The 10981-nt window shown below is 63.7% G+C and carries 8 protein-coding genes and 2 rRNA genes (1 of these 10 only partly in view); 6 read left to right on the top strand and 4 right to left on the bottom strand.

The genetic code is table 11. The features are described from left to right. Positions 1-2461, top strand: a 23S ribosomal RNA gene (locus HUT07_RS20095); it begins 420 nt to the left of the window's first position. 168 nt (positions 2462-2629) lie between these two features. Continuing rightward, a 5S ribosomal RNA gene (gene rrf / locus HUT07_RS20090) occupies positions 2630-2744 on the top strand. 387 nt (positions 2745-3131) lie between these two features. On the opposite strand, the gene HUT07_RS20085 is transcribed toward rrf, so the two are convergent. From HUT07_RS20085 to hemH, 3 genes are all read right to left on the bottom strand, one after another. Beyond that, positions 3132-5228, bottom strand: coding sequence for a methyl-accepting chemotaxis protein (locus HUT07_RS20085; protein WP_176022404.1), 2097 nt, complete (start codon positions 5226-5228; stop codon positions 3132-3134). Between the two features lie 291 nt (positions 5229-5519). Beyond that, on the bottom strand, positions 5520-6377 hold the full coding sequence (locus HUT07_RS20080; protein ID WP_176022403.1) for an alpha/beta hydrolase: 858 nt from the start codon (positions 6375-6377) through the stop codon (positions 5520-5522). After that, positions 6374-7336 carry a ferrochelatase gene (hemH, locus tag HUT07_RS20075; RefSeq protein ID WP_176022594.1) on the bottom strand — a complete coding sequence of 321 codons (963 nt, stop codon included), beginning with the start codon at positions 7334-7336 and terminating at the stop codon, positions 6374-6376. Before hemH ends, HUT07_RS20080 begins: the two co-directional genes overlap by 4 nt. A gap of 166 nt (positions 7337-7502) precedes the next feature. Between hemH and HUT07_RS20070 the strand changes: the two genes are divergently transcribed. From HUT07_RS20070 to tatC, 4 genes are all read left to right on the top strand, one after another. After that, positions 7503-8393, top strand: a complete 891-nt coding sequence (locus tag HUT07_RS20070; protein ID WP_176022402.1) for a YSC84-related protein — start codon at positions 7503-7505, stop codon at positions 8391-8393. Positions 8394-8467: 74 nt separating this feature from the next. Beyond that, positions 8468-8695 carry a Sec-independent protein translocase subunit TatA gene (tatA, locus tag HUT07_RS20065; protein WP_089237924.1) on the top strand — a complete coding sequence of 76 codons (228 nt, stop codon included), beginning with the start codon at positions 8468-8470 and terminating at the stop codon, positions 8693-8695. A gap of 15 nt (positions 8696-8710) precedes the next feature. Then, positions 8711-9184, top strand: a complete 474-nt coding sequence (gene tatB / locus HUT07_RS20060; RefSeq protein WP_176022401.1) for a Sec-independent protein translocase protein TatB — start codon at positions 8711-8713, stop codon at positions 9182-9184. Beyond that, a complete protein-coding gene (gene tatC, locus HUT07_RS20055; RefSeq protein WP_176022400.1) occupies positions 9181-9930 on the top strand; it encodes a twin-arginine translocase subunit TatC in 750 nt (249 codons plus the stop codon). The genes tatB and tatC overlap by 4 nt, the downstream gene beginning before the upstream one ends. Before the next feature lie 90 nt (positions 9931-10020). Here the strand turns inward: tatC and HUT07_RS20050 are convergent, their stop codons facing one another. Then, positions 10021-10932, bottom strand: a complete 912-nt coding sequence (locus HUT07_RS20050) for a BPSS1780 family membrane protein (RefSeq protein ID WP_089237918.1) — start codon at positions 10930-10932, stop codon at positions 10021-10023. Positions 10933-10981: the final 49 nt, after the last annotated feature.

The following is a 10981-nucleotide window of genomic DNA, read 5'->3' as shown; positions in this document are numbered from 1 at the left end:
ACTGACCGACCGATAGTGAACCAGTACCGTGAGGGAAAGGCGAAAAGAACCCCGGAGAGGGGAGTGAAATAGATCCTGAAACCGTGTGCGTACAAGCAGTAGGAGCTCCGCAAGGAGTGACTGCGTACCTTTTGTATAATGGGTCAGCGACTTACTGTTCGTGGCAAGCTTAACCGTATAGGGGAGGCGAAGGGAAACCGAGTCTGATAAGGGCGCATAGTCGCGGGCAGTAGACCCGAAACCGGGTGATCTAGTCATGGCCAGGGTGAAGGTGCCGTAACAGGTACTGGAGGCCCGAACCCACGTCTGTTGCAAAAGACGGGGATGAGCTGTGATTAGGAGTGAAAAGCTAATCGAACCCGGAGATAGCTGGTTCTCCTCGAAAGCTATTTAGGTAGCGCCTCATATGTATCCTCTCGGGGGTAGAGCACTGTTATGGCTAGGGGGTCATCGCGACTTACCAAACCATTGCAAACTCCGAATACCGAGACGGACTGTATGGGAGACACACGGCGGGTGCTAACGTCCGTCGTGAAAAGGGAAACAACCCAGACCCACAGCTAAGGTCCCAAATTTTGTGCTAAGTGGAAAACCATGTGGAAAGGCACAGACAGCCAGGAGGTTGGCTTAGAAGCAGCCACCCTTTAAAGAAAGCGTAATAGCTCACTGGTCGAGTCGGTCTGCGGGGAAGATTTAACGGGGCTAAGCACAGAACCGAAGCTTGGGGTGTGCATATTTATATGTACGCGGTAGAGGAGCGTTCCGTAAGCCGTTGAAGGTGGATTGAGAAGTCTGCTGGAGGTATCGGAAGTGCGAATGCTGACATGAGTAACGATAATGCGGGTGAAAAACCCGCACGCCGAAAGCCCAAGGTTTCCTTGCGCAACGTTAATCGGCGCAGGGTGAGTCGGCCCCTAAGGCGAGGACGAAAGTCGTAGTCGATGGGAAGCAGGTTAATATTCCTGCACCTCGCGTAAGTGCGATGGAGGGACGGAGAAGGTTAGGCATACCGGGCGTTGGTTGTCCCGGGGAAAGGCGGTAGGTTTGGATCTTTGGCAAATCCGGGATCCTTCAAGACCGAGCACCGAGACGAGCCTTTATGGCGAAGTTGCTGATACCACGCTTCCAGGAAAAGCTCCTAAGCTTCAGCTTACGCAGACCGTACCGTAAACCGACACAGGTGGGTAGGATGAGAATTCTCAGGCGCTTGAGAGAACTCGGGTGAAGGAACTAGGCAACATGGCACCGTAACTTCGGGAGAAGGTGCACCCTTTTTGGTGGCTCGTGCGAGCTATAGCTGAAGAGGGTCGCAGTAACCAGGCCGCTGCGACTGTTTATCAAAAACACAGCACTCTGCAAACACGAAAGTGGACGTATAGGGTGTGACGCCTGCCCGGTGCTGGAAGGTTAATTGATGGGGTCAGCCGCAAGGCGAAGCTCTTGATCGAAGCCCCAGTAAACGGCGGCCGTAACTATAACGGTCCTAAGGTAGCGAAATTCCTTGTCGGGTAAGTTCCGACCTGCACGAATGGCGTAACGACAGCGGCGCTGTCTCCACCCGAGACTCAGTGAAATTGAAATCGCTGTGAAGATGCAGCGTTCCCGTGGCAAGACGGAAAGACCCCGTGAACCTTTACTATAGCTTTACACTGAACGTTGAGTTCGTCTGTGTAGGATAGGTGGGAGGCTATGAAACCATGGCGCTAGCTGTGGTGGAGCCATCCTTGAAATACCACCCTGTCGTGCTTGACGTTCTAACCTGGGCCCATTATCTGGGTCGGGGACCGTGTATGGTGGGTAGTTTGACTGGGGCGGTCTCCTCCTAAAGAGTAACGGAGGAGCTCGAAGGTACGCTCAGCGCGGTCGGACATCGCGCACTGTGTGCAAAGGCATAAGCGTGCTTGACTGCAAGATCGACGGATCAAGCAGGTAGGAAACTAGGACTTAGTGATCCGGTGGTTCTGTATGGAAGGGCCATCGCTCAACGGATAAAAGGTACTCCGGGGATAACAGGCTGATACCGCCCAAGAGTTCATATCGACGGCGGTGTTTGGCACCTCGATGTCGGCTCATCACATCCTGGGGCTGTAGTCGGTCCCAAGGGTATGGCTGTTCGCCATTTAAAGTGGTACGCGAGCTGGGTTCAGAACGTCGTGAGACAGTTCGGTCCCTATCTGCCATGGGCGTTGGAGATTTGAGAGGGGCTGCTCCTAGTACGAGAGGACCGGAGTGGACGAACCTCTGGTGTTCCGGTTGTCACGCCAGTGGCATTGCCGGGTAGCTATGTTCGGAAGCGATAACCGCTGAAAGCATCTAAGCGGGAAGCGCGCCTCAAGATGAGATCTCCCGGGGCACAAGCCCCCTGAAGGAACCATGTAGACTACGTGGTTGATAGGTCAGGTGTGTAAGTACAGCAATGTATTGAGCTAACTGATACTAATGATCCGAGAGGCTTGACCATATAACCTCAAGTTGCCTTGGCCGACATGACATGTCGATAGATCCAAGTGCACGCTACGTCACAAGACCAAACGAGAGGCAGGCGCTCAGGCGCGTCTCTTTGCAACGCAGGCATCACCATGCCCGCCCCTGCAAAGATACGACGTCCAAGCGACACTCCAACCGCCTCCCTGGTGAAATTAGCGCTATGGAACCACCCGATCCCATCCCGAACTCGGAAGTGAAACGTAGCTGCGCCGATGGTAGTGTGGCCTAAGCCATGCGAGAGTAGGTCATCGCCAGGGTTTATACCCAAAAACCCCGCTGCGCATGCAGCGGGGTTTTTCTTTGTGCGCGAGAAAGCAAGGGTAGTGCCGGCCGCTGGCCGGCACCCCATGAATCTCACGCTGCTGCACGTGGTTGCCGGCCAGCGGCCGGCACTACCGGGCTCCAGCACTCACGCACAAGAAAGCGGCGCCCAAGGGGCGTCGCTTTCTGTAGAGCTCAACGGCAGGCGGAGTTACTTCGCCGCAACGGCAGGTGCCCTCGGCCCTCATCATCGTGTCGCGGGCAGCCTTGAACGGATTGCCTTCGTACTCGTTGAGCCGATGAACCCCACCGGAAACCACGCCCAACAAAAAGGCGGCGCCCTGCGGGCGCCGCCTTTCATGCAGCACGGTGCTGGTCCACGCTCAGTCGATCAAGGCCGCCTCGCGCTGCCGGAACACCGATACCGCCTGGTTCAGTTCACCTGCCTGCGACTGCAGTTCGCGTGCCGCTGCGGTGGCTTCTTCCACCAAGGCTGCGTTCTGTTGCGTGGCCTGGTCCATCTGCACCACCGTCTGGTTGATCTGCTCGATACCAGAGGACTGCTCCTGCGATGCCGCCGAGATCTCGCGCATCAGGTGGCTTACGTTCTCCACGCCGCCGACGATGCCCTGCATGCGTTGTCCGGCATCGGCCACCAACTGGGCACCCTCGCCGACCTGACGGCCTGCCTCGTCGATCAGGACCTTGATCTCCTGGGCGGCGGCCGCCGATCGCTGCGCCAGCACACGGACCTCGCTGGCCACGACTGCGAACCCGCGCCCCTGCTCGCCGGCGCGTGCCGCCTCAACGGCGGCGTTGAGCGCCAGGATGTTGGTCTGGAAGGCAATGCCGTCGATCACACCAGTAATGTCGCCGATCCGCTTCGATGCACCTTCGATGGCCTGCATGGTGTCGACCACCCGCTGCATGGCGTGGTTGCCATCACTTGCCGCGCCCTGGGTGGACGCGGCCAGCTCACTGGCCTGTCGTGCGTGCGCGGCATTCTGGCGCACGGTGGCGGTCAGCTCTTCCATTGAGGCGGCCGTTTCCTGCAGGTGTGCGGCCTGTCGCTCGCTGCGCTCGGACAGTGCGCCGTTGCCGGCGGCGATTTCGCTGGCGGCCGTGCTGATGGTGGTGGCGCAGTGCTGGATGTGGCCGACCATGCGCGCCAGCTGGCTGGCGGTGGCGTTGGCATCGCGCTGGATGGCGGCGAACGCGCCGTGATACTCGCCCTGCATGCGGCGGTCGAGATCGCCGTTGGCCAGCGCCGAGAGCATCTGCCGCACTTCGTTGACCGTGCTGCCCAGGGTATCCAGCAACTGGTTGATGCCACCGGTCAGGCCATCGAGGAAGCTCGCGCCTTCGCTGGCCTGCAGGCGCTGCTCGAGATCACCGTGTGCGGCGGCATCGACAATCCCGGCGACGGCATTCTCCAGCGTCAGCTCATGGGTGCGGTCATGCCATTCCACCGCAAAGCCGAGGCGCGTGCCCTGTACATCGAATACCGGAGTAACGACCTGGGCGAAATGCACCGGGCCGATCCGCACCTTGCCGTTGTGCGTTGCCTGAAGCCCGTTGAGGATGCCGCGGATGCGGTCAGGATTGGCATGGAAGCGGTGGATGCTGCTGCCGACCAGCCGCTCGGCGTCGAAATCGGGGAACGCCTGGCGCAGCGTGGCCTGCTGGTTGCGCAGCAGTGCCACCACCGAGCGGTTGACGTAGCGGATGACGTGATCGTTGTCGGCGATCATCATCGCCGTGCGCGAGGCATCCAGCGCCTGGCGGATCTGCGCGTTCTCAGCGTGTGCTTCGGCCTCGCGCTGCCGCTGCGCCTGCACATGACGTGCGGTATCGGCCAACGCGTGGGCCAGTGAACCGGGCGCGTAGCTGCGCGCATCGGTGTGTGCGCCGAGGTCGGCGCTGGTCGCGATGTCTCGGGCCAATGCGGCCAGGCGGTGCGGTCCGTGGCCCAGCGCCTCGCTCTGTTGGCGCAGGCGTGCGGCGGTCTGGCCGAGAACCAGCGTCAGCACCGCCAGGGCAATGGCATTCAACAGCGGTGGCAGCACGGCCGCCCCATCAAGCAACGGTGCCAGTACGGCAATGACACCGATGCCGCCAGCCAGCCACACCGGCAGGCGGTCACGCTGGGTGAGCAGCACGCCCAGCAGCAGCGCAATCGGCAACGCGGCATTCAATCCGCCGATCTGGCAGAGCAGGCTCAACTGCAGTGACAGCAGCACCGCCAAGCCGTTGCGTGCGGTGGCCTGACCGGCCAGGCGCCCGCCCAGCCACGCGGCTGGCAGCACCGCTGCAGCAACAGCGCTCGCCGCGGGTGCCGACGTGCCGCGCACGGCCAGCACAAGGCCGATCAACGCGAACGCCGCGCTGCCCAGCAGCAGGCGACGATCGCCCCGCTGGGCCAGCTGTTGCAGATAAGGGAGACGGCCCTGGTCGGGCGGGCGGGAGGACGCAATGGACATCGGCAACTCCTGGATCAACGGACGGCAGCGACCCTGCAACGCCCTGCGCGGATGAGCGCAACGACGGCACGATCGGGGAATTCAGGGAATGCGGCGCAGATAGCGACGCGGAGGACAGTCACCGTGACCACATCCTGTGGATGACGGTGCAGCAGACGGGACATGCGGTCTTCCTTGCAGAACCGGGAACGAGCCGCAGGCACAAGGGGCCTGCGTGCTGTGGGCGCAGGGGCCCACTACCGTTCTATCGGCCGCAGTGGCGCAGAGTGAAGTGCGTGCAGCCGACGATGGTCAGCGCGCGTTGCTGTTTCCGCTCAGGAAGGCATCAATGACTGCGGCAATCTGTGCCGGGTGTTCCATATGCAGATGATGGTTGCCGGGGAACACCGCCAGGCGGCCATCGCGCAGGTGCTGCAGGCGCTCGCTGCGCATCGGCTCGGGATAGTACGACTGCGCAGGCGTGGCGTAGATCACTTGGGTCGGGCAGCTGATGGCCTGCAGCAGGTTGTCGATCTGGCCTTCGCTGAGGCGGATCGCGGTGGGCAGCATCAGGCGCGGATCGCTGCACCAGCGATAGCCGCCCTCGACCGGCTCGACACCGCGTTCGACCAGCAGGCGTGCGCAACCTTCGCTGAGCTGGTTGGTCATCATCCGTGCGCGGATCGGTGCGGCCAGATCGGGGAATACGCGCAGCCGTTTGCGCGCGAGTGCGCGGGTGGCATCAACGTGTTCGCGCAGACGGCTGGCGGTGTCTTCTTCCGGGCCGCGCAGGCCGCCGAGCGCCTCGATGGCAACCAGGCGTTCGACGCGATCACTGACCGCTGCGGTGAGGCTGGCGATGCCGGCACCCATCGAATGGCCGATCAGGGTGAACCGGTCCCAGCCCAGCGCGTCGGCGACATCGAGTACATGGGTGATCGCCGCCGGGGTGGTGTACACCGCACCGGTGGGCAGATGGGCGCTGTGGCCGTGTCCGGGCAGGTCGATCGCTACCAGGTCCAGTTGTGGCAGATGTGGCGCCAGCGGTACGAAGCTGGCCGCATTGTCGAGCCAGCCGTGCAGGGCCAGCACGCGCGGTCCCTCGCCTGCACGGCGCAGGCCGGCAACGCGGACGCCCGCGACCTGCAGTTCAAACGGCTGCAGGGTCATGCCAGCGAGGCCACGGCCAGCCGCGCCAATGCGCGGGCGTGTTCCGGTTCGGCGTTGAGGCAGGGGATGTAACGCATCTGCGCGCCGCGCTCGGCCAGTGTTTCGGTGAAGCCCATGGCGACTTCTTCCAGCGTTTCCAGGCAGTCGGTGGCAAACCCGGGGCAGACCACGTCGATCTGTTTCACCCCCGCATCGGCCAGCGCCCACAGGCTGGGTTCGGCGTAGGGCTGCAGCCAGCGTTCGCGGCCGAAGCGCGACTGGTAACCCAGCTGCCACTCGTCTGCGCCCAGGCCCAGCGCCGCCGCGATCGCGCGTGCACTGGCCTCGCAGCGCTGCGGATAGGGATCCCCGGCATCGGCAAGGCGCTGCGGAATGCCATGGAAGGAGAACATCAGCTTCTGGCCGCGACCCTGCTGCTGCCAATAGCGCTGGATCGAGCCGGCGACGGCGGCAACCCAGTCCGGGTCGATCGAATAGTCCTGCACCAGGCTGACGGTGACCTGCGGGTTCCTGCGCTGCCATGCATCCACGCGGTCTTCGACCGAGGCAGTGGTGGTGGTCGAATACTGCGGATACAGCGGCAAGACCACGATGCGGCGCACGCCCTCGCTGGCCAGCCGATCCAGTTCGGTGGTCAGCGCCGGTTCGCCGTAGCGCATCGCATGGCGCACGCGCAGCGTCGGCAGCAGGGCCTGCATCGCCTGCGCCAACCGGCGGGTGTGGACCATCAGCGGCGAGCCTTCCGGCAGCCACACCTGGGCGTATTTGGCAGCCGAACGGCTGCTGCGCAGCGGCAGGATCAGGCCGCGCAGCAGGGGTTGCCACAGCAGTGCCGGTATCGAGACCACGCGCGGGTCGGACAGGAATTCGGCCAGATAACGGCGAACGGCGGGAGCCGTCGGCGTCTCGGGCGTGCCTAGGTTGACCGCCAGTACAGCGGTATCGGGTGCGTCGAGCATGGGCGGTATTGTCGCCGATTCCATCGTCACGTCGGCATGCAGGATTCGGATCGGCGTCATCGATGAGGTGAATGTGAGCAGGCAACGCTCATTGGGGATTCATCACAACACTACTAATTTCAGTCACTTGCTATATCTTCCTATGGACTGACTTCTGGAGCCTGCCATGCGTCGCCCGATCCAAGCCCTGCTGATCGCCGCCAGCCTGCTGTCCAGCCAGGCCATGGCCGGACCGCAGGAAGACCAGCGCGCCCGCAACGCGGTGCGTGTACTGGCTGAAATCCAGGGAATCCCCGAACAGGGCATTCCGGACAAATTGCTCGACGAAGGCCGCGCGGTCATCGTCATTCCCGACACGATCAAGGCCGGTCTGGTCATCGGCGGTCGCCGTGGCCACGGCCTGATGTCCGTGCGCATGCCCAACGGTGCGTGGTCCAACCCGGTATTCATCAAGCTCACCGGTGGCAGCATCGGCTTCCAGGCCGGCGTGCAGTCTTCGGACGTGGTGCTGGTGTTCCGCAACGACCGCAGCCTGGACAACCTCGTCAACGGCAAGTTCACCCTCGGCGCCGACGCCGGTGTGGCCGCCGGCCCGGTCGGCCGCAATGCCGCCGCCGCCACCGATGGCCAGCTGAAGGCTGAAATCTGGTCGTGGTCGCGCGCCCGTGGCCTGTTCGCTGGCGTGGCCCTGGATGGCGCGATCCTGCAGATCGACGATGCGGCCAACCTCGACGCCTACGGCAGCAACACCACGCCGCGGATGATCTTCGAGGGCCGCGCCGCAGGCTCGCCGTCGATGGATGTGGTCGCCTTCCGTGATCGCCTGGAAGAGGCCACCTACGCGGCGCGCAACAACCGCAATGGTGGCAATGACGCATCGCGTCCGGCCGCCGCCGCAGCGCCCGCCCCGGCGCCTGTTCAGGCAGCACCTGCGGCACCGGTTGAGGCGACCACGGCACCGCTGCAGGCCGTGCCGCAGACCCCGCCGCCGGCCCAGCAGGGTTTCCAGCCGGTCAACGACGGTGAAATCCGCACTGAAACGCTGGGCAACAACTGACTTTCGTCACGCGCGCCGGCTTACAGCCGGTGCGCTATGCTCGGCAATCTGATCACTAACGTAACGAGCGACTTATGGGCAGTTTCAGCATCTGGCATTGGTTGGTCGTGCTCGCCATCGTCCTGCTGGTGTTCGGCACCAAGCGCCTGACCAGTGGTGCCAAGGATCTCGGCTCGGCGGTCAAGGAATTCAAGAAGGGCATGCACGACGAAGACAAGCCGAACGCACAGTTGGGCGATGAGTCGCGCAGCCAGGACGCCGCGCGCACCGCGCAGGACGAGCACGACCGCAACGCGCGTTGATCCGGAGCGGTTGCGGTGTTTGATATCGGCTTCAGCGAACTGCTGGTGATCGCGGTCGTCGCCTTGGTGGTGCTCGGACCTGAGCGCCTGCCCAAGGCGGCCCGCTTCGCCGGGCTGTGGGTACGCCGCGCGCGTAATCAATGGGATTCGGTCAAGCAGGAACTGGAACGCGAACTGCAGGCCGAAGACATCAAGCGGCAGATGCAGGACGTGCGCCAGGGCATGCAGGACACCGAGAACCAGCTGCGTGCCAGCGGCGAAGCCGTACGCCGCGAGGCCGAACAGATGCAACAGCACAGCGACACGCTGGCGCAGCAGGTGCGTGCACCCGCCCCGGCCGAACAGCCGCCACATCTGGCGGATGCGCCCGGGCCGGTGGTGGCTTCGGCGGAAGATGCTGCCATCGCGCCTTCAGCTGCCGAACCTGCGGGCGATACCGTTGCTGATACCGCGGCCGAAGCGCCTGCCCGCACGGAGCGCCCGTCATGAGCGAACACGACTTCGGCGAAAGTTCGCTGGTGGAACACCTGGTTGAATTGCGTGCGCGCCTGGTGCGTGCACTGCTGGGGCTGGGCGTGGTTCTGCTGGGCCTGCTGCCGTTTACCCAGAAGCTTTACAACGCATTGGCCGAGCCGCTGATCTCGCAGTTGCCCAACGGGCAGACGATGATCGCCACCAACCCGGCCGGTGCCTTCTTCGCGCCGTTGAAGCTGACCTTCTTCGTGGCCTTGTTCGTGGCGGTGCCGTGGCTGCTGTACCAGCTCTGGGCTTTCGTCGCACCGGGCCTGTATGCACGCGAGAAGCGCCTGGCGATGCCGTTGCTGGTGTCCTCGGTGCTGCTGTTCTATACCGGCTGCGCCTTCGCCTACTTCCTGGTGCTGCCGGCGGTCTTCCACTTCCTCACCACCTTCAGCCCGGAAGTGATCGCGATCACGCCGGATGCGAACGCCTACCTGGACTTCGTGCTGGCGATCTTCTTCGCCTTCGGCGGCAGTTTCGAACTGCCGGTGGCGATGGTGATCCTGGTGCTGCTGGGCTGGATCACGCCGCAGCAGTTCAAGGAAGGGCGCGGTTACGCGATCGTCGGCATCTTCGTGCTTGCGGCGATCCTGACCCCGCCGGATGTGGTTTCGCAGCTGATGCTGGCGATCCCGATGTGCCTGCTGTACGAGCTGGGCATCCACGCCGCGCGCTGGCTGGTGCCGTCTTCGGCGGTCAAGAAGCCTGCGGCCTGATTCCCGGTAGCGCCGGGCCATGCCCGGCGTTCGTGGCGTGAGGTGATATCCATCCGCCGGGCATGGCCCGGCGCTACCGTTGAGCCCCGCTCAGGCGTGGAAGACGTCGTTGGCGGGCGGCGACTGCGGTACCGGCGGTGCGCCGCGGCTGCCGCGATGCACGAACATCTGCTTCCAGGCTGCGTAGACCGCGCCGACATACAGCGGCATCAGCACCGTGGTGAACACCAGTTGCGCAATGAATGCCGCCGCCAGCGGGCCGCCGATCAGCATGCCCAGCTGGACCACGATCACGAACAGCACATAGACGCAGAACGCGGCGATCAGGCCGAGCACGGTGAACACGGCGGTGGCGCCGATGTTCTCGATGCAGCCCTGCAGGCTCAGGCGCAGCGCGTGCATGCCGCTCTGCCGATCAAACACCACCAGTGCCGGCTGGGTGAACATCGCCAGGGTCAGGGCCACGGCGGTGCAGAACACCAGCAGCATCCACAGCGCGATGCGCTGCGCCGGCAGGTTGGCGACCAGTTCGGCGGCGGTTTCCGGGCTGATCTGCTGCCCGCTGCGGCCGAGTTCCTGCATCTTGGTCATGGTGTCGCTGAAGGCGGTGAAGCCCTCGCGGCCGATCATCAGGTACAGCAGTGCGCCGAGCAGCAGCACGGCCAGCACCTGGATTGCCAGCGGCACCAGCAGGTGGCTGACACGGCGGTCGCGGATCGGCTGCAGCAGGTGGGTCGCCAGGCCGGGGCGGCCCTGGTCGATCTCACCCATGGCGTACAGCATGCCGCCGAACATCACCGGTGAAATCACCAGCGTCATCATCTGCAGGGCAAGGCCAGCGGTGCCGGGCAGCATCGTCCCCAGCAGGGTGACCACCCAGTTCACCAGCAGCCAGGTCAGACCGATCCGGGCCAGCTGCAGCGGCGCGCGCCGATACAGCGAGAACGTATCCAGCAACCACTGGGCGCCCGCCGAGGCTGGCAGCTTGCGAATCTCTTTCATGGACATCCGGGGAGGGACAGGAGGGGCCGGGCGGTGTGCCCGTGCCGCC

This window comes from Stenotrophomonas sp. NA06056, from assembly GCF_013364355.1.
Classification (GTDB): domain Bacteria; phylum Pseudomonadota; class Gammaproteobacteria; order Xanthomonadales; family Xanthomonadaceae; genus Stenotrophomonas.
Note: the sequence above shows the minus strand (reverse complement) of the source record. Positions and strands in the feature narration are given on the sequence as shown.

Excerpts from the sequence above, each read along its gene's own strand:
- tatC (WP_176022400.1), top strand. The coding sequence starts at position 9,181 with ATGAGCGAACACGACTTCGGCGAAAGTTCGCTGGTGGAACACCTGGTT.
- tatA (WP_089237924.1), top strand. The coding sequence starts at position 8,468 with ATGGGCAGTTTCAGCATCTGGCATTGGTTGGTCGTGCTCGCCATCGTC.
- hemH (WP_176022594.1), bottom strand. The coding sequence starts at position 7,336 with ATGCTCGACGCACCCGATACCGCTGTACTGGCGGTCAACCTAGGCACG.
- HUT07_RS20085 (WP_176022404.1), bottom strand. The coding sequence starts at position 5,228 with ATGTCCATTGCGTCCTCCCGCCCGCCCGACCAGGGCCGTCTCCCTTAT.
- HUT07_RS20070 (WP_176022402.1), top strand. The coding sequence starts at position 7,503 with ATGCGTCGCCCGATCCAAGCCCTGCTGATCGCCGCCAGCCTGCTGTCC.
- HUT07_RS20050 (WP_089237918.1), bottom strand. The coding sequence starts at position 10,932 with ATGAAAGAGATTCGCAAGCTGCCAGCCTCGGCGGGCGCCCAGTGGTTG.
- HUT07_RS20080 (WP_176022403.1), bottom strand. The coding sequence starts at position 6,377 with ATGACCCTGCAGCCGTTTGAACTGCAGGTCGCGGGCGTCCGCGTTGCC.